Raw genomic sequence first — 22,822 nt, forward strand, 5'->3', positions numbered from 1 at the left:
GGATGATCCTCAGGAAGCTGAGGCTTTTTTACGCCGCTGTTCTGGCCGCTTTGCTCAACCGCTCAATCGCTGTCGAATACCAGCCGTGAGGGCAAGCGCCGTCCAAAACGAATTATTCAGACCCGACTAGATATTGTAGACAGTTCGAATCATCTATAGCTTCGTCGGCATATATTGAATGAAAGCCGCCCAAAGCCACTACTAATACAAAACATTTGATAAGTCTATATGACAATGCCTTTCCCGTGCTGTGCATCATAATTCCCTGTTTCAAAAAGTCGTGCCTCAAGTGCGCGCCTCCATTCAATTCCTCGCGCGCGATACGCGCGAATATAGGCCGGTAATTTACCGTATTCTGCGGTGTTGACCTTGTCAACCAGCTCTGCAATTCCATGTCCCGGTCCGGCGTTAAAAAGCCATGCTTACTAGTGCATCATATTCATACTGGAGCAACGGAACCCGTATCCGGCGATTAATGGCAGACTCACATTCTTCAAAATTTGTTTTTGCGAGTTGTCGCGCACGCTCCACTGAAATCACATCGCCAACGTGCAGATGATCTGAGGGAGAACCTTATGCCCGAATCCAACTGTAGGATATCCCTTGCTATCAACATAGACTTTAAGGATCATCCCATCAACAACGGGCAAGCCCTTATAAGTTCCGTTCAAAACGCCACTTTCACATACGGCCATAAACGCCAATCCATCATTCGAAAGACGCCAGGGTTTGCCGTGCCTACTGCAATGCACGTCAACACACGAATTCGGGTCTGTATTTGTTAGTACTGTTGCAAGCGCATCAGGCATTGCGCCCCCTATGACCGATGTAAATGTCGATGGATTGCGCGCCGCGTGTCCTGTACCGGGCTGTACGCCCCGCGTGATCTGTAACGCCGTGCGTCAGTTCGCCCGATGGCAAACGGACCGTATAAAGGGTGTCGGGTAGCGCGCGCCCGTTGTGGTCTTTTAGCGTGAACTGTTCATCGAACGGGCCCGCAGATCGATTGCGACAGCGGCATTCGTCGTCTTGCCCTAAAGCCCGCGTCATGTCGTAACCAGTTGGGAGAGTCCTGATCGCATTAATCGAAATCCACTCTCCGGTTTTCTTGTTCGTCGTCATTGCGTGAGGCATATCAGTAAATCCTTTGTATATCTTGAATGTAATACGACAACCAAGACATTCCCGGCCATCTGATCCCTCGAACATATCCGAAAAGCCAGCCTTCATTTCTTCAATGATCTCCTTTGCGGAGCGCATTCTTTCGTACATTGGACATCCATAGGTTAATTGTCGATCTCAGACCATCAGACCTCGACCATGCGTAACAATGGCACCAGTGTCCCACGCGCTATGGTTCAGGTTGAAGCACACCCGCGAATAAACCATCCAAGATGCTTAGCCGTCAACCGCCTTAAATCGGGATAAGGGCGTTTTGACAACTATTTACGACTGTGTCCGGTATCTTGATTTCTATTGCATATTCCTGCTGGCGCAGGATGAAAGAATGGCGACATTGAGTCGCCCTATCGTCATGGATTGAACCCGGTCAGTGCTTCGTTGAGGAAGGATTCGTAACGGCCACTCTGTCCAAAACGGGCTTATCCCGATTTAAAGCGGTTGACCGTGGTCCGTTTCGATGATTAATTCGCGAGGCGTCGTCTGAAAACTCTTGAGGAGTGTAATGGAGCAACTGAATCAGCAGAGCAGTGGAAAGGATTGGACAGTCGAGGAAGAATGCGACCTTTGCCGTATCACCTATTCGATCTATTCAAACTTCCCGCCGATGCCGCACGCTCAGGCCCTGAACGCTGAAACCGGCGAGTTCTTTCCGTTTGACAGGGTTCGTAAGATGAAATCCGGTTATGCCATGGCCGAAGCGCTGGGTTACGCATGGGCGTGCAATTGTCGCGGACGCAAGGCAGCGCCGAAGTTTGAGGAACTCGAGCAATATTTCGAGCTTGTTGACGCGAAGACCAAGGCTCCCGTCGAAGGGATGACCTATAGGCTATCCAGCGATGGTCAATGTCTTGTCGACGACGCGACGCTGGCAGGCGGGAGAACGCGCGCGTTCTCATTGAAGCGGCATCCGAATCTAACCTTCGTGGCGTGGCGTGAGGGGGATGTGCGATGAGCGGCGCAATCAGCCAGGAGGTGCGATTGCTTGCCGCGATCGCTTACGGGGAGGCATCCACGGCCAACGACCCGCATGAAATCGGGGGAATTGCGTTTGCCGTGGCAAATCGGTGTCGTGCATGGGGCGGAAAGACCGTGTCCGAGTTGCGCGCCGCAGACCCGAACTATTCCTACGCATGGGATGGCTCCAACGCTAGATTCAACAAATTGATGCGTGCCACTGACAGTGAAATTGAACCGAATCCTGGGATGAAGCTGGCTCTCGATTGGGCTCAAAAGGCATTGGCCAACGATGGACCGGACCCGTCGAACGGTGCATTCTGGTGGGACGGGCTCGACTTCAAGACCAGATACGCGAGCCGTCCCAAGGTGCTAGACGGGTTCAAATGGGGCTCCCCATCTGACAACATTTTCGGCGTGCCAGAGAAGCGGCGCGAAGTCATCAAGTATTGGAGAGTCCGTAATAAGAAGACTGGGCAAATCGTCGACGGCGGCGAACGCGGCCGCTACGATTCGGTATGGGTTTCGACGGCCGCTCACGGTGGCACCGTATTTTGGCGGCACAACCCAGATTACCTGAACGCTAACGGAGCAAAGGCATACCGATGAAATCCACCGTGATGCTGATGGCGGCTCTGGCCGCCATGTCGAGCAATGCACACGCGGTCCGATCTTACGACAGTTACGATGCGCTCTATTCCGCCCAGCCGGGCGTGGTGTTCGGTGCCCCGATCAAGCAACCTGCCGGGCCTCTCCACCTTCATTCAGATCTCGGGGGGCAGGGTAGTTACACGGAACTGAGAACCACTCTGGACGGAAAGCCTGTGCGAATCGAGGTTGCAGAGAATCACATAACGGTCAATGGCAAAAGCTATCGCTTTGCGCGCGCGACGATGTTTCCGGATGAGTATGCAATAGACATTTATCCGGGCAACGCTCAGGTGTTCTTGGCGGGAGGGACGAGCAATCGTCCTCCGCTTCTGTGTATGGAAGGGTACGGCAGTGGTTCAGGCGAAGCCGACCGGCACCAGCAGATATTCCTTTTGGTGAACCCTCTAGCTCGCAAGCCGACATTGTTGCATCTGCCAAGTCTGCTTTCGTCATGTCTGGCTGTAGTGGCGACGAAGGACGGCAAGCTTGCCTTTCCGAAGAACAGTTACCTGTTCGATGATGCACAAGAATCCCGCGTTGGGTTGTTAGTGACGTACTACGCGTTTGAGAATCAGCGCTTTGTCCCGGTCCCGGCTCTAAGCCAACTTCGGCTCAGATTTGCGCAGCCAGAGATACCGTTTCAATTTTCGGTCCAAGACAAGAACTAAGCGACCGACCATCTCCCCTCGCGCCGGCTTACTTACAGAGCCGGTATCGGGTTGCCGATCGCCAGAGATTCGAACCAGTGCAGGTTCAGGCATTCATCCCGGGATGGGCCGTTGAACGTTTGGATGAAGCTGTTATCCGTCGGTTTGGCTGGACGGCTGAAGTCGATCTGTACCTTGTAGTGGTACGCCCACATGTCCAGCAGACGACCAGAGAACTCGCTGCCGTTGTCGGCGCTTTCCGGGAAGTCCAGTCGATTCCGTGCTTCCGAGCCTGGCTAACTGTGCGTTCGTCCAACGAGTTTCGTTTCCCGGCACGCCCGAATCGATGTTTACGAATTTACGGGGTGCGTCAGCTGCGTCAAGCGTTTGCATCTGCTTATCTCCTTCTCTCTAACCGCGGCACGGCCCACGCATCGACGCGGCGCTGCACCTCGATCCTACGCAACTGCCGATCGGCTGGACGCTCCCGCCTACTGACACACAGCCAGGCTATAGTGCGTGTTTTCCGGCCGCCCTTAAAAATCCCGACACCCCGGTCACGCCGTCATGCCGACACCTTTGAGCTTCCTTCCGGACAGTTTTGCCGAATATGAAGATCTCAAGTCAATCCTCGACCAGGGCAGGGCGAGCTTCGAAATCCGCGCGATCTGCGAGACCGAGGTACGCAGCCGGCGCTTTTCCATCTACACCGCGAGCATCGGTTCATCCGATCCGCTCGCGCCGGCCATTGGCTTTTTTGGCGGCATTCACGGGCTCGAGCGAATCGGCTCGCAACTCGTGCTCGACTATATGCGCTCGCTGCTCGCGCGGCTCGAATGGGACGAACTGCTGGTGCGTGAATTGCAGTCCATCCGGTTGATCTTTTTGCCGATCGCGAATCCCGGCGGCATGTGGGCTGCGACCCGCGCCAATCCGCGCGGTGTCGACCTGATGCGCAACGCTCCGCAAGACGCCGACGCGCGTGTGCCCCTGCTTGCGGGCGGCCAGCGCGTCGGCGCGTGGCTACCGTGGTATCGCGGCCGCGCGGGCGAGCCGATGGAGGTCGAGGCGGCCGCGCTGCTGCACGTGGTCGAAACGCAACTCGCCGCGCGGCCGCTGAGCATCGCGCTCGATTGCCATTCCGGTTACGGCTGGAGCGACAGCATCTGGTTTCCGTACGCGCGGACCCGCCAGCAGATGCCGCATCTTCCCGAAATGTACATGCTGAAGAGCATGTTCGAACACGCGCATCCGCATCACGGCTACACGTTCGAGCCGCAAAGCCATCAGTATCTGCTGCACGGGGATCTGTGGGACTACGCGTACGACCGCACGCCGGTGCCGAACATCTTCCTGCCGATGACGCTCGAACTCGGCTCGTGGCTGTGGATCAAGAAGAACCCGCGCCAGCTGTTTTCGCGGCAGGGCATGTTCAATCCGGTCATGGAGCATCGCACCGCGCGCGTGCTGCGGCGCCATGCGAACCTGTTCGACTTCCTCGCGCGCGCGGCGTTTTCGTCGCGGCGCTGGCTGCCGCAAGGCAACCAGCGCGAGCAGTTGCTGCAAAGCGCGCTCGACCACTGGTACAGGCCGGATCGCGAATGAGCACATGGATCCTGCTGCGCGGACTGACGCGCGAAACGCGGCATTGGGGGCGCTTGCCGGCGGCGTTGCGCGAAACCCTGGGCCAGAGCCCGGACGCCGCCACCCCCAACGCAACGACCACGACCGGCCTCCATTTGCTGCTGCTCGATCTGCCCGGCAACGGTGAATACGTGCGGCGGCGCGCGCCCGCGAGCGTCACGGGCATCGTCGCCTTCGTGCGGCAGTCGGCGCGCGAAACGGGCGTGCCGGGTCCTTACAACGTGATCGCGATGTCGCTCGGCGGCATGGTCGCGACCGACTGGGCGCAGCGTCATCCCGGCGAAATCGAACGGCTCGTGCTGATCAATACGAGCATGCGGCCATTCAGCCGCATGCACGAGCGGCTGCGGCCGTCGGCGTGGCCGGGTCTGCTCGGCGTCGCCGCCCACTGGGGCGATGCGGCCGATGCCGAGAGCGGCATCCATCGCCTCACGTGCAACAACCTCGACACCTTGGGCGCGGATCTCGCCGCTTGGACCACGATCCGCCGCAGCGCACCGGTGAGCCGCGCGAATGCGCTGCGGCAATTGTGGGCGGCCGCCCGCTTTAGCGCGGCGCCCGCCGCGCCGGGGTGTGCACTGCTAATTTTGTCGTCGGCAGCCGATGGGCTCGTCAACCCGCTCTGTTCGGCGAAGCTCGCGGCGGCGTGGGGCGCGCCGCATCGCGAGCATCCATGGGCCGGCCATGATCTGCCGCACGACGATCCCGCGTGGACCGCGGCGCAGATTCGCGCATGGCTCACTCAGCGCGCCGAAGACAGCAATGCGGCCGCGCCGGGACCCGCACCGGCCAAGCCCGCGCGTTGAGCATCGCGCGGCATTGCCGCGCCGCAGCGACGCGGCCCTTTCCAACCCAACTGTGACAATTCTTCGACGACCCGTCAGCGGGTATTACCTGACTTCGCGAAACGGACGCATCGCACACTGCAGGCGCATAATTCCAAGTCAGACGTTGCCTGCGAATCACGCGATACTCACCATTGCCGCCAGCCAGGGGAGTCGATCATGCAAGCAAAGAACGAAGAAGCCGTCACGCACCTGCTGAACGATGTCGTCGAATTTGCGCGGGGGCGGTTGCCGGAACCGACCTTCAATATCGTCGAACCCTTCCTGCGGCATTACTACGATTTCGTCGACACAGGCGATCTGCAAAGCCGCTCGATCGCCGATCTGTACGGCGCGGCGCTCGCCCACTGGCAGACCGCGCAGCGCTTCGTGCCGGGCGAGCAGCGGCTGCGCGTATATAACCCTATCCTCGAACAGCATGGCTGGCATTCCGATCACACGGTGATCGAGATCGTCAACGACGACATGCCGTTCCTCGTCGATTCGGTCTCGATGACGGTCAACCGCCATCGGCTCGCGCTGCATTCGGTCGTGCATCCGGTGTTTCGGATCTGGCGCGCGGCGGACGGCAGCATCGCACGCGTGAGCCAGGGCGCCGAAGAAGCCGGCGATACGCGCTCGCATCTGACCTCGTGCATCCATTTCGAAGTCGATCGTTGTGGCGATGCCGCAAAACTCGACGCGTTGCGCGACGATATCGCCCGGGTGCTCGGCGACGTGCGGGCGGCGGTCGAGGACTGGCCGAAGATCATCGAACGCGCGAAGCAGACGATTCAAGATATGAAGGCGCGCGAGACTGGTCCCGAGGGTGTCGAAGCGCGCGCGTTCGTCGAATGGATGGTCGCCGATCATTTCACGTTCCTCGGCCAGCGCGATTACGAACTGGTGCAGCTCGACGGCGGCTTTGGTTTGCGGGCGGTGGCGGGCTCCGGTCTCGGCATTCTGCGCGATGCGCAGGGGGCGGGCGGCGCGCCGGAAGTCACGCCCTTGCCGCCGGCGGCTGCGGAGATCATCTCCGGCTCGTCGCCGATCTTCCTGACCAAGGCCAATTCGCGCGCCACGGTGCACCGGCCCGGCTATCTCGACTATGTCGGCATCAAGCTGAGCGGCGCCGATGGCAGGGTGACGGGCGAACGGCGCTTCATCGGCTTGTATACGTCGACCGCTTATTTCGTGTCGGCCGCGGAGATTCCGATCGTGCGGCGCAAATGCGCGAATATCGTCAGACGCGCCGCATTCCTGCCGAAAGGTCATCTGGCGAAATCGCTGGTCACGGTGCTCGAAACCTATCCGCGCGACGAACTGTTCCAGGCCGACGAAGACCAGCTGTACGACACCACCCTCGGTGTGCTGCGTTTGCAGGAGCATCAACGCACGCGGCTGTTCGTGCGGCGCGATCGCTTCGATCGCTTCGTGTCGTGCCTCGTGTTCGTATCGCGCGACAAGTACAACACCGATCTGCGGCAACGCATCGCGAACCTGCTCGCCGACGCATTCAATGGTGAGAACGTCGAATTCACGCCGCTGCTGTCGGAATCGACACTCGCGCGAATTCATTTCGTCGTTCATGCCAAAGCGGGGGGCATGCCGAGCGTCGATACGCGCGAGCTCGAAGCGCGCCTCGTGCAGGTCGCGCGACGCTGGCAGGACGATCTGGCCGACGCATTGCTCGACGCGTACGGCGAAGAGCAGGGCAACCGTTTGCTGCAGCACTACACTGACTCGTTTCCGGCCGGCTATCGCGACGACTATCCGGCGCGCACGGCGGTGCGCGATATCGAACTGATCGAGCGCGTGCAAGGCAGCGAGCGGCTCGCAATGAACCTGTACCGGCCGATCGAATCGGGACCGCGGGCGTTCCGCTTCAAGGTGTATCGCGCGGGCATGCCGATCGCGCTGTCGCGCAGCTTGCCGATGCTCGAACATCTGGGCGTGCGCGTCGACGAAGAGCGGCCTTATCTGATCGAGGCGCCGGGCGCGATGCCCGCGTGGATCCACGACTTCGGCCTCGAACTTGCGGACGATACCGAGTTCGACATCGAGCGGGTCAAGGATCTGTTCGAACAGGCGTTCGAGCAGGTGTGGACCGGCACGATCGAAAGCGACGACTTCAACCGCCTCGTGTTGCGTGCGCAGCTCAATGCGCGCGAGGTGACGATTCTGCGCGCGTACGCGAAGTACTTGCGCCAGGTCGGTTCGACGTTCAGCGACGCGTATATCGAACGCGCGGTGACCGGCAATCCGGCGATTGCGCGCATGCTCGTAGACCTGTTCGTCGCGCGCTTCGATCCGGCGCTCGGCGCGGTACGCGAAGCCCGCGTCAACGCCTGTCTGGAGTCGATCGACAGCGCGCTCGACCAGGTGCCGAATCTCGACGAAGACCGCATCCTGCGGCAGTTCCTCGGCGTGATCAAGGCGACCAAGCGCACCAACTACTACCGCCACGACGCTCAGGGGCAACCGAAGCCGTACCTGTCGTTCAAGTTCGATCCCGCGCAGGTGCCCGGCCTGCCCGAACCGAAGCCGATGTTCGAGATCTGGGTCTATTCGCCGCGCGTCGAGGGCGTGCATCTGCGAGGCGGGCGCGTCGCGCGCGGCGGCCTGCGCTGGTCGGATCGGCGCGAGGATTTCCGCACGGAAGTGCTTGGCCTGATGAAGGCGCAGATGGTGAAAAACGTCGTGATCGTGCCGGTCGGCTCGAAGGGCGGCTTCGTCGTCAAGAATCCGCCGCCGCAGAGCGAGCGCGATGCGTGGATGCGCGAAGGCGTCACGTGCTATCAGACCTTCCTGCGCGGCTTGCTCGACGTAACCGACAATCTGGCGGGCACCGACGTCGTGCCACCGCCTGCCGTGGTGCGCCACGATCCCGATGACCCGTATCTGGTCGTCGCCGCCGACAAGGGCACGGCCACGTTCTCCGACTACGCGAATGCAATCTCGCAGGAATACGGATTCTGGCTCGACGACGCGTTCGCGTCGGGCGGCTCGGTCGGCTATGACCACAAGAAAATGGGCATCACCGCGCGCGGCGCGTGGGAGTCGGTCAAGCGGCACTTCCGCGAAATGGGCGTCGACACGCAGAGCCAGGACTTCACGGTGGTCGGTGTCGGCGACATGTCGGGCGACGTGTTCGGCAACGGCATGCTGCTGTCTCCGCATATCAAGCTGCTCGCCGCGTTCGATCACCGCCATATCTTCCTCGATCCGAATCCCGATCCCGCCGCGAGCATGGCGGAGCGTGCGCGGCTCTTCATGCTCGACCGCTCTAGCTGGGCCGATTACGATCCGTCGCTGATCTCGGCGGGCGGCGGCGTGTTCCCGCGCAGCGCGAAGACGATTCCGCTGTCGCCGGCGGTGCAGGCGGCGCTCGGCACCAGCGCGGCGGCGCTGTCGCCGGCCGAGCTGATGCGGGTGATTCTGCAGGCGCCGGTCGATCTGCTTTATAACGGCGGCATCGGCACCTACGTGAAGGCGAGCCGCGAAACCAACCAGCAGGCGGGCGATCGTGCGAACGACGCGATCCGCGTGAACGGTGCCGACCTGCGCTGCAAGGTGGTGGCCGAGGGCGGCAATCTCGGCTTGACGCAACTCGGCCGCATCGAGTTCGCGCAGCGCGGCGGCCGCATCAATACCGATGCGATCGATAATTCGGCCGGTGTCGATTGCTCGGATCACGAGGTCAACATCAAGATTCTGCTGGGTCTCGTCGTCGCCGATGGCGAGATGACGGAGAAGCAACGCAATGCGCTGCTTGCGGAAATGACCGATGAAGTCGGTCTGCTCGTGCTGACCGACAACTACTACCAGACGCAGGCCTTGTCGATCGCGGGCCGCTTCGGCGTCGAGCTGCTCGATGCCGAAACGCGTTTGATGCGCTATCTGGAGAAGGCGGGGCGGCTCAATCGCGTGATCGAGTTTCTGCCTACAGACGAAGACGTCGCCGAGCGTGCCGCCGCGAAGCAGGGACTGACGACACCCGAGCGCGCGGTGCTGCTCGCGTACAGCAAGATGTGGCTCTATGACGCGCTGCTCGAGTCGTCGATGCCGGAGGACCCGCTCGTCAGCGACATGCTGATCGAGTACTTTCCGAAGCCGCTGCGGCAGCGTTTCCGCGAACCGATGCAGCGCCATCCGCTGCGCCGTGAAATCCTCGCGACGCATCTGACCAATGCGCTCGTGAATCGCGTCGGCTGCGAGTTCGTGCATCGGCTGATGGAGGAGACCGATGCGCAGCCCGGCGACATCGTGCGTGCGTGCATCATGGCGCGCGACGTGTTCGATCTCGATCAGATCTGGCGCAGCATCGACGCGCTCGACAACCGCGTCGCCGACGACGTGCAGGCGCGCATGTTCGCAGAGGTCGCGCGGCTCGTCGAACGTTCGGCGCTGTGGTTCCTGCGGCATCTGCAAACGGGCGCAGCCAACGGCGACGTGAGCGGTCTGCTCGCGCGCTGCCGCGATGCCGCGCAGCGTCTCGCGCCGCAATGGCCGGTGCTGTTGCCGGCCGCCGATCTCGAAGCGTTGTCGGAGCGGCAGCGAGCGTTCGTCGATGCGGGTGTCGATAGCGATCTCGCGGTGCGGATCGCGAGCGGCGAGGTGTCGGCCGCGCTACTCGATATCGCCGAAGTCGCGTCGACGTGCGAGCGCAATCTCGAACAGGTCGCGGGCGTCTACTTCGCGCTCGGCACGCTGCTGAACTACAGCTGGATCAGCGAGCGCGCCGCTTCGTTGCCGGCGCCGACGCATTGGGACATGCTCGCGCGCGCATCGGCGCTGGCCGAACTCGCCCGCCTCAAGCGCGCGCTGACCACGAGCGCATTGGCTGGCGCGACCGATGCGTCGACGCCCGATTCGCTGGTGCAAACGTGGCGCGAGAAGCGCGCGGCGCAGCTCGAGCGTTATACGCGTCTGCTGACCGATTTGCGTGCGACGGGTGGCGCGAGTCTTTCGGTGCTGCTGGTGGTCGTGCGGGAGATGGCGGCGCTCGAGCGGGCGTGAGCTGCGCGAAGGTGGAAAGGGCACTTGGGGTGCTGGCGGCACGGCGACACGTCGGGTCTGATTCCTGCGGGCTGGTGTGTCGTTGTCGTCCATAATACCGAGTGCTTGCCGATCGCTTCGGTCGTGCAATACCCGACAATACCCAGCACCTTCACGGACGTCCGCCCGCAGATGAAAGAAGAATCGCCGAAAGCCATTTTCTACGCGCTCGCCGCCAACCTCGGCATCGCCGTCTGCAAGTTCGCCGCGGCGTCGTTCACCGGCTCCGGCTCGATGTTCGCCGAAGCGATTCACTCCACCGCCGACTGCGGCAATCAACTGCTGCTGCTTTTCGGGCTGCGCGAAGCGCGCAAGCCGGTAAGCCCTTTGCATCCGATGGGCAGCGGCCGCGAAATCAACTTCTATTCGCTGCTGGTTGCGTTGCTGCTGTTTTTCGTCGGCGGCGCGTTTTCGGTGTATGAGGGCGTGCATCGGCTGATTGCGCGCGAGCCGTTGCAGTACGCGTTCGTTGCGTTGGCGGTGCTCGGTGTGTCGGTGGTGCTCGAAGCGCTATCGCTGTGGGGCGCGATCAAGGAGATTCGCAAGACGTATCCGGACAAGAACCTGTGGCAGTGGTTTCGCGAGACGCGCGAATCGGACCTGCTGGTCGTGGCCGGCGAAGATGTCGCCGCGCTATTCGGTCTCGCGATCGCCTTCGTCGCTGTGCTATTGACGATGATGACCGGCAACCCCGTGTATGACGCGATCGGTTCGGTCGGAGTCGGTCTTCTGCTGATGACGATCGCGTGGCTCGTCGCGCGTGAAGTGAAGTCGATGATCGTCGGTGAATCGGCGAGCCCGGAAGTGCGCAGCGCCATCGACGCGCATCTGCGCGCGCGTCCGGAGATTCGCAGCATCATCAACATGATCACGCTGCAGTGGGGACGTCACGTGGTGGTGGCGGTGCAGGCGGAAATGATCGACTATGCAAGCGGCCGCGCGATGGTCGATGCGATCAATGTTATCGAGGCCGACTTGCAGGCCACGTTTCCTCAGGTGCGCTGGGTGTTCTTCGAACCGGATGTGCCGCGTAGTTAGCGAAGAGGAGGCGAAACGCCCCGCACTGAAATCGCGGGCCATTCCGCCTGAGCCAACTGGACTCCTGTACGCGCCAAAGCGATTATTTAAACCCTGCCACCGCATGCGGCACATACAGTTCTTCGAGCCGGTGAATCTCTTCATCGCTGAGCCTCAACGACAGCGCTGCGACCGCATCGTCGAGATGATGCAGCTTGGTTGCACCGACGATCGGCGCGGTAATCGGCTTCTTCTGCAGCACCCACGCTAGCGCAACCTGCGCGCGCGGCACGCCGCGCTCTTTCGCGATCTCGCTGACCCGCTCGACGATACGCCGATCCGCTTCCTGCGTCTGCGCGTACAGTGTGCGGCCAAACTCATCGGTTTCAGAGCGCGCGCTCTCGGTGTCCCAGTCACGCGTCAAGCGTCCGCGTGCAAGCGGACTCCACGGAATCACGCCGATGCCTTCGCTCTCGCACAACGGCAGCATTTCGCGCTCTTCCTCGCGATACAGCAGATTCACGTAGTTCTGCATCGTCACGAAGCGGGTCCAGCCATTGCGTTCGGCCACCTGCAGCGCCTTGGCAAACTGCCATGCGTACATCGACGACGCGCCGATATAGCGCGCCTTGCCGGCTTTCACGACGTCGTGCAGCGCTTCCATCGTTTCTTCGATCGGCGTGCCGTAGTCCCAGCGATGGATCTGATACAGATCGACATAGTCGGTACCGAGCCGCCGCAGGCTGTGATCGATTTCCGCCATGATCGCCTTGCGCGACAGCCCCGCGCCGTTCGGACCCGGATGCATGCGGCTATTGACCTTGGTGGCGAGCACGATCTCATCGCGTTTCGCAAAGTCCTTCAGCGCACGGCCGACGATTTCCTCGCTGGTGCCGTCCGAATAGACGTTGGCGGTATCGAAGAAGTTGATGCCGTGATCGAGTGCCTGCTTGATGAAAGGCCGCGCGGCTTCGTCGTCGAGCGTCCAGGTGTGCGTGCCGCGCGAGGGCACGCCATAGCTCATACAGCCGAGACAGAGACGCGATACATCGAGGCCGGTGCGGCCGAGTTTCACATAATCCATCGTGTTGCTCTCCTATGGTGAAGCGCACAAAGCCGCTGCGAGGGAAGGACTTTCGATTATAGGGAAACGACGGCAAGCGCGTCGTCGCGAGCCGCGGCCGGTTTCGATCGCTTCAATGCAAATAGCGAGTGCCGTGAACGACAGTTAAGAAAAGTCTACAAAGGCGTGGATTTGATGAGGCGTTGGAATCACTGGAAAAGCGGTAGACAACTGCGATCGTTAAATATCGACAAATTCAGAATAATTCAGAATTGTCTCGTAGTCTTCATTTGCTCTCCTTGATAACCTTTTGATGGCGTTGCATTGCGCAGGGCTTCATCGGGGATCACAGGTATAGGCAATGAATAACCGTTGTTATCGGCTTGTGTTCAGCAAGCTTCGGGGTATGCTCGTCGCCGTTGCGGAGACTGCAACCGGACATGGGAATGCCCGTTCCGGTGAGGCCGACGCACCGGTCGCGCTGCCATCCCTCACGCTGTTCGCGATGCGTCACGCGGCCTTCGCGGTGCTGGTGCTCGCCGGATTCGCTCCCGCTCTCTCGGATGCGCAGATCGTGCCATCGGGCGCGCACGCGCCGAATGTCATCCAGACGCAGAATGGTCTGCCACAGGTAGACATCAACCGTCCGTCTTCCGCTGGTGTATCCGTCAATACATACGGACAGTTCGACGTACAGAAAAACGGCGCCATTCTCAATAACTCGCCGTCTATCACGAACACACAACTCGCAGGCCAGGTGAACGGTAACGCGAATCTTTCGCCAGGCCAGTCCGCGCGGATCATTCTCAACCAGGTCAACAGCAATTCGCCCAGTCAGCTGCGCGGCTTTCTTGAGGTGGCCGGGAGCAAGGCCGAGGTCGTCGTCTCAAACGGATCGGGCATCATAGTTGACGGCGGCGGCTTCATCAATACCACGCGCGGCGTTCTCACCACCGGTACACCGATACTCGATGCGGGCGGCAACCTGAGCGGCTTTAACGTGACTGGCGGCCTCATTACAGTCGAAGGCGCGGGTCTCAATAACCCGGATATCGACCGGGTGGACCTCATCGCGCGCGCGGTGCAGGCCAACGCTGCCATTTACGCGAACAACCTGAACGTCGTTACGGGCGCGAATCAGGTCAATCACGATACGCTCGCCGCTACCCCGATTGCAGGCGATGGTGCCGCGCCAGGTGTGTCGATCGACGTGAGTCAGCTTGGCGGAATGTACGCGCAACGTATCGTGCTGGCCAGCAATGAATACGGTGTCGGGGTGTCCAATGCGGGCGTGATCGCCGCCCAGGCGGGTGACCTGACGCTCACGACGCAGGGCAAGCTGGTTCTCACCGGCAAGACAACCGCGAGCGGCAATCTTGCGGTGTCAGCGGCGGGCGATGTGCAGAACAGCGGCTCGACCTACGCGCAGCAGAACCTGAGCCTCAGTGCGGGCAACCTCACCTCGACCGGCACGCTGGGTGCCGGGATCAACGCCGACGGGATTGCCGGTCAAAGCGGCGATCTGAACCTGAGCGCATCCGGTATCCTGTCCGCGACCGGCCAGAACCTCGCGGGTGGCCGCGCATCGCTTCAGGGGGCGTCACTCAATCTCGCCGGTAGCAGCACGCTAGCAAACGACGACATTGCGTTGACGGCAACGGGCGGCGACCTCAACACATCAGGCGCAACGGTGACGACCGGCGGTTCGCTCAATGCCACGGCGACGGGTGCGCTCTCCAACGTGCAGGGGCAACTCTCTGCGACGGATATCGCGGTGTCCGGGGCATCCATCGACAACACCTCGGGCCTGATCGACGGCGACCAGTTGCGCGTATCGAGCACGGGTGCGCTCATCAACCGTGACGGCACGATCCAGCAGACGGGTGCAACTGACCAGACAATCACCGTGGGCGGCGCGCTGGATAACACGGGCGGCACGATTGCCTCCAACGCGCAGCACCTCACGGTGAGCGCGCAGTCGATCACGAACGACAGCGGCAAGGTTGCGCACGCGGGTACAGGCACGCTGGCCGTGAGTTCGGCAGGCGCACTCTCCAACGTTGGCGGCCAGATTGCGACGAACGGCGCGCTGCAGACCGCAGCGGCCTCGCTCGACAATACGGGTGGCAGGCTCGCCGCGCAGCAATCCGCGAGCATCGCCGCCGCCAGCGGCATCGTCAACCGCGACGCCGGGCAGATTTACGGCGACGCGGGCCTCACGGTTTCCACCCAGGGCGATTTCGACAACTCGGGCGGCTCGGCACAGAGCGGTGCAGACCTGACGCTCGACGCGTGCGGCAGGATCATCAACGCGGGCGGTGTGATTGCCGCGAACGGCGCGGCCGGGACGCTCGCCGTTGCGGGTTCGGACATTGACAACACGTCCGGCTCGATCACGAACGCGGGAACCGGACAGACCACTCTCAGCGCTGCCGGCACGATCACGAACACCGCGGGCGGGCTGGGCGGTAACGGCGATGTACAGGCTAACGCGCAGAACCTCGTGAACCGCTTAGGCGGGCAGCTGGTGGCGGGCGGCGCCGCCACGCTTGCCATCACGGATACGGTCGATAACACGGCTGGCACGCTCTATGGCGGCACGGCGCTGAACCTGAACCAGCCCGCCGCGACGCTCATCAATGATGGCGGCGCCATCGAGAGCGCGCAGGACGTGTCGCTGCGGGTGGCGTCCATGTCGAACGCAGGCGGCGCGGTGCGCGCCAATCGCGACATCGGCATGAGCGGTACGCTCGCGGGCGACGGCGGGATGACGGCGGGCCGTGACCTCACGCTGGCCCTCGAAGGCGACTTCGCGAGCAATGCCGCAACCTCCCTGCATGCGGACAACAACCTGGCACTCGGTGTTGGCGGCACGTTCACGAACACCGCTGCACTGGAAGCAGGCAACGCGCTGACGGTGAGCGCGGCCAATGTCGTTAATGCGGCCGGCGCGGACATGAATTCGGCGGCGACCACCGTCAATGCCACCGGCGACATCGCGAACGCAGGCACGATCGAGGGCGATGCGGTCACGACAAACAGCGCCAGCCTGAACAACACGGGCGCGGTGATTGGGAACAGCGTCATCGTCAACGCCACCGACGTGACCAATGAGGGCGCGCAGGCGGTTATCGCGGGGGCATCGTTCCTTGGAGTCTACGCGGGCAGTTCGCTGACGAATGCGGACGGCGCCCTGATCTACAGCGGCGGGAACCTGGAACTGGCGCGCGACAATGCGCGCGACTCCACGGGTCTGCTCGCGAACCAGACCGGCATCATCACGAACAGCGCGGCCAGCATCCAGGCGGCGGGCGATATCGACGTGGCCGCGCACACGCTCACGAACCATCGCACGGGCGTTCAGACTGAAGCCGGGACGCCTGTCACGACCGAGGGGCCAACGCTGACGCTGTGGACGATGGGCATGCCGGTTGACGAGGTCGCCAGCTACCACAGCGCGATCTATGAGCAGTGGATTTTCAGCGGCACAGGGGCCATCGGTGGGCAGGTCATCGGCAAGCTGGCCAAGCCACTGGTCGTGACGTTGCCTGCTTCGCAGGTGACCAGCATCGACGCTACCAGCCAGACGTTCTCGCTCACTACGCCACTGACGGATACCTACAGGGTGTGCCCGACCACCTACTGTGTCGCGGACCCGCAGACCCGCACCATTACCAATAACGCGGTGCAGTATTACCAGAGTCTGACGCAGAACAGCGACGGTACGGTCACGATCGCTTTCTATCCGGACTTCGATCCGGCGAAGAACATCGCACCGGACCAGGTCAGGATCAATACGTCGCTTGGCGACGACAGCCACGATTACGTTGAACTGAGCCGCACGTCCACCATCACCACCGTGACCGACCAGCTTCTGAACCCCGGCACGGCGGCGACGATCCAGGCGCAGGGTTCGATCCGCGTCAACGCGGACGGCGGCACGATCAACAACGACTCGTCCACCATGGCCGCAGGCGGGGACCTCGTGCGCCGCGCGACGGGCGGCTCGGTAAACGATACGGGCATCCTGTTGCAGCAGACCGGCACGCAAACGGATGTCTCGACCTACTACTGGCACGCAAAGATCAGCGACAGCAACGACACGAGGACGGATGTCAAAGATGACGCGGTGCCGTTGCCGTCCACCACGGTTGCCTCGCTGCCCGCGATTGCGACGGCCAACCAGACCGTCCAGACCGACGCCCAGGACATTACCATCGGCTCGGTGGATCGGGTAGGCCAGACAGTCACCGGCGCAGGCGTATCCGGCGGTGACGCAACCGGCACCCAGCTGGGAAGCACCAGCGCCTCGGGTAACCGCACGCAGACGCTCGGTGCTGGTCTGAAGCTTCCGGCCAGCGCGCTGTACACGTATCAGAGCGCACCCGGCGCGCCCTATCTCGTCGTCACCGATCCGCGCCTGACGAGCTATTCGAAGTTCATTTCAAGCGACTACATGCTCGCCCAGCTCGGCCTGAATCCGCAGGTGATCGAGAAGCGTCTCGGTGACGGCATGTATGAGCAGCAACTGGTGATGGAACAGGTCACGCAACTGACCGGGCGCACGTTCCTCGGGCCTTACACCAGCAACCTGGACGAATACACGGCGCTGCTGGACAACGGCGTGTCGTATGCGAAGGCATTTGATCTCACGGTGGGCGTCGGGCTGACCGCTGCCCAGATGGCGCAACTGACGACCGACATGGTGTGGCTGGTGAGCCAGACCGTCACACTGCCGGACGGCTCGCAGCAGACGGTACTGGTACCCCAGGTTTATCTCGCGAAGTCCAGCACCGTTGATCTTCAGGGCAGCGGTGCGCTGGTGGCCGGTAACCGCGTGAACCTGAACGCGACCGGCGATGTGACGAACAGCGCCCACGTCGCAGGTGACGTGGCGACCACGGTCATCGGCAACAACATCGTGAACCGGGGCGTGATCGGAAGCGGCGGCGCGACGACGGTCGCCGCCGTGCAGGATGTGACGAACATCGGCGGTCGCATTGGCGGCGTCGATACGGTAGTCAGCGCAGGCCGCGATATCGTCAACCAGAGCACAACCGCCCAGGCCGCGGTAACGGGTGGCAACGCCGGCTTCACTTCGAGCGCAACCGGCATGGCGGTCCAGTCGGTGGGCACGATTTCGGCATCGGACAGTGCGACCGTCATGGCAGGCCGGGACGTGACCATGAGCGGCGCAGCGATCCAGACCGGGGGTGATGCGACCATCGCGGCGGGTCGCGATATCAACGTGGGCACCACGACGCTTACGGCCACCCAGGATGCGGGAACCACTGACGGCCTGAATGGCTACCACAGCACCACCACAACCAGCGTTGGCAGCACGATCACGACCGGCGGTAACCTCACCACCGTCTCGGGCAACAATACGACGCTGACCGGTGCGCACGTTCAGGCGGGCGGCGATGCGACGATGGTGGCGGGTGGCGACCTGACGGTGACTGCGGCGAAGGACACCGCCACGTATACCGGCCAGTCGATGGGCGGCAAACTCGCGCACCACAAGGATTCGACCTACGACGAAACCGCCCAGGGCAGCAGCATCAACGCGGGCGGCACCGTTGCGCTGGCGGCGGGCCAGGGCGGAACGGGCAACCTCTCGGTTCTCGGCTCATCGGTGAGCACGGGCGGTGTCAACGGCGCGACCGGTGGCGGTGTCATCCTGCAATCGACTGGCGATATCACGGTCGGCGCGGTGACGGAAACTCACGATGCGGATCACTGGTCGCAGACGAACCATTCGAATGCGCTGTCGAGCAACAAGATCACCGACACGTCCACCTCGCATACGGTGCTATCGGTCGGTTCGACCGTATCGGGCGATACCGTGGCGGCCAGTGCGGCGCACGATCTGAACATCAACGGGTCCACCGTTGCGTCAACGAACGACATGACGCTCGCGGCGGGCCATGATCTGAACATCACGACCACCCAGGATACGAGCGAGCGCAGCACGCTTCACGAGGAGCAGGCTTCGGGCTTCGGCGCGATGAGTGGCGGCGGCGCGAGCATCAACTACGGCACGCGCGAGCAGAAGGACACCACGCACGACAGCACCGTCACCAACAACGGCAGTCTGGTCGGCAGCACGAACGGCAGCGTGACGATGGCGGCGGGCAACGACCTGCATGTCACGGGCAGTGCCGTGCTGGCCGCCCAGGACGTCACGGGCATGGCGGCCAACGTCATCATCGACGCGGCGACGAATACGTCACACCACGACGAAACGCAGGAGATGAAGCAGAGCGGCTTCACGCTGGGCCTGTCCGGCAGCGTGGGCGATGCGATCAACAGCGCTGTCCAGCAGGGGCAGAGCCTTGCGAGCGGCAACAGCGACGGGCGCGCAACGGCGCTGCATGCCATCGCGGCGGGCGGTAACGCTGGCATGGCCGTGTCAGGGGCCAAGGCGCTGGCCGATGGCGCCAAGGGTCCGAATGCGCCGAGCATCGGCGCGCAACTGAGTTTCGGTTCCAGTCAGAGCAGGAATACGTTCAACGAGGACCAGACGACGCATGCCGGCTCGACAGTCCAGGCAGGTGGCACGACCACGTTTGTTTCAACGGATGACGGAACCGCGGGCTCGGGCAACATCACGATTGCCGGTTCGAACGTGAGCGCGAATGACGTGATGCTGGCCGCCAGGAATCAGGTCAATCTGCTCAATTCGACCGATACCGATATCACCGCCAGCACGAACAAGTCGAGCAGCGCGAGCGTCGGCGTGTCCTACGGCACGCAGGGCTTCGGCGTGTCGGCGTCGATGTCAAATGCGCATGGCGACGCGAACAGCGACGCAACGATGCAGAACAATTCGCACGTGAGCGGGGCGAACAGCGTCACGATCGTGAGCGACGGCGATACAAACATCATCGGCTCGAATGTGAGCGGTGGTGCGGTCACGGCCAACGTTGGCGGCAACCTGAACGTTGAAAGCGTGCAGGATACGACCGCGAGCACCGCGCATCAGAGCAGTGTGAGCGGCGGCTTCAGTGTCAGCCAGGGCGGTGGCAGCGCGAGCTTCAGCGCCCAGAACGGCCACGGGGATTCGAGCTATGTCCAGGTCAATGAGCAGGCGGGTATCCAGGCGGGTGATGGCGGTTTCAACATCAACGTCAACGGCAATACCGACCTGAAGGGTGCGGTGATTGCGAGCGACGCCGATGCGTCGAAGAACAGTCTGACGACGGGCACGCTGACGTTCAGCGATATCGAGAACCAGTCGCACTACAGCGCGTCGAGCAACGGTATCAGCGCGGGCGTGGGCGTAGGCAACACCGGCAAGGCGACGGGTCCGGGTTCTGTTAGTGGCGCACCCGGCGTTACGCCGATGATCTCGCAGAACGAGAATGGCGACGAAAGCGCCACCACGCGCAGTGCTGTGAGCGCGGGTGCGATCAATATCACGGACGGCGCGAAGCAGACGCAGGATGTGGCGAGCCTCAGCCGCGACACGACGGATACCAACGGGACGGTCTCGAAAACGCCGGACGTGAACGACATCCTGAACCAGCAGGCGGACACGATGGCGGCGGCGCAGGCGGCAGGCCAGGTAGTCGCGCTGGGTATTGGCGCATATGCTGAAGCGAAAGAGCAAGCGGCAAAGGACGCGGGTGACGCAGCCGCAGCCGCAGCATGGGATGAGGGTGGGGAAAACCGCATAGCGCTTCACGTTGTAGGGGGTGCGTTGATCGGTAGCCTTGGTGGTGGCAGTGTCTTTACTGCGGTAGGAGGCGGGTTGGGCGCTGGACTGTCGGCAGCGCTGGCACCGCCACTGGACAGCCTGTCGAAGGGAATTGCGGAGAGTACCGGCTCGACGCTGCTGGGCAACCTGGCGTCGAATGTGCTGGCGTCGGCAGGCGGTGCGCTCGTGGGTGGTTCGGCAGGGGCGTCCACGGCAGCCAATGCGGATCTGTACAACCGGCAGTTGCACCCGAAGGAAGAGACGCTTGCAGACAGGCTGGCCGATCAAAGCGGCGGCAAGTACACCGCGCAGCAGATCGAGGACCAGATGGCGCAGATGAACCTGACGGCAAACGGCCTGACAGAATCGGGCGGTGTGCGGGTGGCGGTCGGGGATCAGCCCAACGATGGTACGAGCTGGACGCCGTACGGCGTGAACCAGGCTGGACAGCAGGTGTGGGCGCAAAGCCTTGGCGCGGGCGATCCCAGTTTGCAGTCGTACATTGTGAATGGTGCACAGGGCGGCGGGCTGACGTATCAGGCAACAACGACTGGCTCGAATCCGGGGGCGTTCCGGTTGCCGGACTTTGTGAACTTCCAGGTGGATTACTTCGTGGGCAGCGTGTGGGGGACGTTCACACGGGATGGGAATGCGTTCTTCGGTACGGGCGTAAATATGGCGCTTCCGAATCCTGTTCAAGCATCAGCCAGCATTACTGCTGGATGGCTCAATCAATCCAGCGTTGCACCCGGGCAGACAAATAACTTTGCCGGGGGCTATGCTGGTGGCATGTCTGCCGCTTATGGCATATTTGGTGCTGGCATTATGAACTCGCCGGGCAATGGGACCGCGACAGTTATTGGCGTTGGTGGTGGAGTGAGCGCAGGCAAGAACACCAATATTGGCGGCACTGGCGGTGGGTATAGCAGTGACCAGGGCAAGACAGGAATGGGGTGGTAACTATGGTTGGTATTCCTGGCTCAACGCCTAAAACAAGAGGCCAGAAAATAGTGGGTGCTGTTGTCTTCACGGCGATCATGGGCTTTATCGTCTACGTGATCGTAAAGAACATATTCTTTAGCTGAAGCGACAGACCCGGCCTTGAGCCGGGTCTGTTGTTTATGGGGTCGTTCAGTCTGGCGTGATGACGAGTCGGCCGTACTGGACTTCAATCCTCACGCGTTGACCGGGTTCGAAGCCGGCCTGCTCAAGCCACTTGCCGGCAATGCGCAGCCAGGGGAAGAAGGTAGGTGTACGCCAGTCCCTGCCTGGTTTCGGTGAGGGTCGCCAGCGCATGAGCTGCTGGACGGTGGCGCGGCGCTCGGGATGAGGGTGCAATGCATTAAGATTGGCGTCAGCCATAGTCAACTCCTTGGGTGAGCTGGTTGTGGTTAGCGGGCCGTGAGTGCTGGTAACACTCACGGCCCGCGCTTCGTTTACGCGGTGCTGCGTTCGGTGCGTCGCCGCCTGAGCGGTTCGAGAAGCTGTTCGGTCATGGCGAGCAGGAAGAAGCCCCAGACGATGGCGGCGTAGCACCAGAAGCTGTCAAGATTCTTGAGCCAGACGAACTGTGAGGAGCCAAAGATACCGAGCAGCGCGAGCGCAAAAAGGATGGCTGAGACGTATGGAAAAAGTACCCAGTCCCAGCGGATGTAAAGCTCGGTGTGTATCTCGCCGATGAAGATATAGGCGAAGGCAGCAATGCCACCGGACCAGATTGCCTTCAGGATAAAAATCAGAAAGAAGCGTCGGGTCTGAACGTCAATAGGCAGATCATCGTCAATGCCGAACCAGACCAGGCCATCCCAGGTGATGTGCGGTCCGGTGACGAAAAAATAGGCGACGACGAGCATTGGCCAGGCGAGGATCTTGGAGAGGTCCTGAAGGCTTTTTACATCGGTGAGCTTGGGCATCAGGTCGGTCATGCGGCATCTCTTCTCTAGCGGCTACGGGCCGGTCCACGCCGGCTGGTTACGTTGCGGGTTTCGGCTGAACGCAGCGAGTCCCATCGCCTCGTCTGGTACTTGATGATGCCCTTCGGCGCGCGTTGCGCGACCTTGACGGAGTCGTCGCTGGGTTGGTT

12 protein-coding genes and 1 pseudogene are annotated in these 22,822 nt (G+C 62.0%); 8 read left to right on the forward strand and 5 right to left on the reverse strand.

Annotated features, from left to right (window positions below; translation table 11 throughout):
* Positions 1-801: 801 nt before the first annotated feature.
* Positions 802-1,272, reverse strand: coding sequence for a hypothetical protein (locus AB4Y34_RS00005; RefSeq protein ID WP_368714853.1), 471 nt, complete (start codon positions 1,270-1,272; stop codon positions 802-804).
* A gap of 412 nt (positions 1,273-1,684) precedes the next feature.
* On the opposite strand from AB4Y34_RS00005, the gene AB4Y34_RS00010 reads away from it, so the two are divergent.
* The 3 genes from AB4Y34_RS00010 to AB4Y34_RS00020 are packed head-to-tail and all read left to right on the forward strand — an operon-like array spanning position 1,685 to position 3,455.
* Entirely contained in the window at positions 1,685-2,134 is a 450-nt protein-coding gene (locus AB4Y34_RS00010) for a hypothetical protein (protein ID WP_368714854.1), read from the forward strand.
* Positions 2,131-2,745, forward strand: coding sequence for a hypothetical protein (locus AB4Y34_RS00015; protein ID WP_368613002.1), 615 nt, complete (start codon positions 2,131-2,133; stop codon positions 2,743-2,745). Before AB4Y34_RS00010 ends, AB4Y34_RS00015 begins: the two co-directional genes overlap by 4 nt.
* The gene (locus tag AB4Y34_RS00020) at positions 2,742-3,455 is read left to right on the forward strand and encodes a hypothetical protein (RefSeq protein WP_368714855.1); all 714 of its coding nucleotides are present in this window, start codon (positions 2,742-2,744) and stop codon (positions 3,453-3,455) included. Before AB4Y34_RS00015 ends, AB4Y34_RS00020 begins: the two co-directional genes overlap by 4 nt.
* 62 nt (positions 3,456-3,517) lie before the next feature.
* Here AB4Y34_RS00020 and AB4Y34_RS00025 read toward each other — a convergent pair.
* Positions 3,518-3,688: pseudogene (locus tag AB4Y34_RS00025) on the reverse strand (integrase core domain-containing protein); the annotation flags it as partial.
* Between the two features lie 313 nt (positions 3,689-4,001).
* On the opposite strand from AB4Y34_RS00025, the gene AB4Y34_RS00030 reads away from it, so the two are divergent.
* The 4 genes from AB4Y34_RS00030 to AB4Y34_RS00045 all read left to right on the forward strand — a co-directional run bounded on the left by AB4Y34_RS00030 (position 4,002) and on the right by AB4Y34_RS00045 (position 11,998).
* Entirely contained in the window at positions 4,002-5,039 is a 1,038-nt protein-coding gene (locus AB4Y34_RS00030) for a M14 family zinc carboxypeptidase (protein WP_368598036.1), read from the forward strand.
* A complete protein-coding gene (locus tag AB4Y34_RS00035) occupies positions 5,036-5,884 on the forward strand; it encodes an alpha/beta fold hydrolase (protein WP_368714856.1) in 849 nt (282 codons plus the stop codon). The genes AB4Y34_RS00030 and AB4Y34_RS00035 overlap by 4 nt, the downstream gene beginning before the upstream one ends.
* Before the next feature lie 198 nt (positions 5,885-6,082).
* Complete coding sequence (locus AB4Y34_RS00040; RefSeq protein ID WP_176379321.1) at positions 6,083-10,921, forward strand: NAD-glutamate dehydrogenase; 4,839 nt, start codon at positions 6,083-6,085, stop codon at positions 10,919-10,921.
* Between the two features lie 171 nt (positions 10,922-11,092).
* Positions 11,093-11,998 (forward strand): cation diffusion facilitator family transporter, encoded by a 906-nt coding sequence (locus AB4Y34_RS00045; protein WP_368714857.1) that lies wholly within the window; start codon positions 11,093-11,095, stop codon positions 11,996-11,998.
* Positions 11,999-12,080: 82 nt separating this feature from the next.
* On the opposite strand, the gene AB4Y34_RS00050 is transcribed toward AB4Y34_RS00045, so the two are convergent.
* Positions 12,081-13,061 carry an aldo/keto reductase gene (locus AB4Y34_RS00050; protein WP_368714858.1) on the reverse strand — a complete coding sequence of 327 codons (981 nt, stop codon included), beginning with the start codon at positions 13,059-13,061 and terminating at the stop codon, positions 12,081-12,083.
* A 340-nt stretch (positions 13,062-13,401) separates the two neighbouring features.
* Between AB4Y34_RS00050 and AB4Y34_RS00055 the strand changes: the two genes are divergently transcribed.
* Positions 13,402-21,699: a hemagglutinin repeat-containing protein gene (locus tag AB4Y34_RS00055; protein WP_368714859.1), complete on the forward strand. Its 8,298-nt coding sequence runs from the start codon at positions 13,402-13,404 to the stop codon at positions 21,697-21,699.
* A 171-nt stretch (positions 21,700-21,870) separates the two neighbouring features.
* On the opposite strand, the gene AB4Y34_RS00060 is transcribed toward AB4Y34_RS00055, so the two are convergent.
* A complete protein-coding gene (locus AB4Y34_RS00060) occupies positions 21,871-22,101 on the reverse strand; it encodes a SymE family type I addiction module toxin (RefSeq protein WP_368714860.1) in 231 nt (76 codons plus the stop codon).
* Positions 22,102-22,175: 74 nt separating this feature from the next.
* Entirely contained in the window at positions 22,176-22,664 is a 489-nt protein-coding gene (locus AB4Y34_RS00065; protein ID WP_368714861.1) for a hypothetical protein, read from the reverse strand.
* Positions 22,665-22,822 lie beyond the last annotated feature (158 nt).

The sequence above is a fragment of the Paraburkholderia sp. BR10954 genome (assembly GCF_040965775.1).
GTDB lineage: Bacteria > Pseudomonadota > Gammaproteobacteria > Burkholderiales > Burkholderiaceae > Paraburkholderia > Paraburkholderia youngii.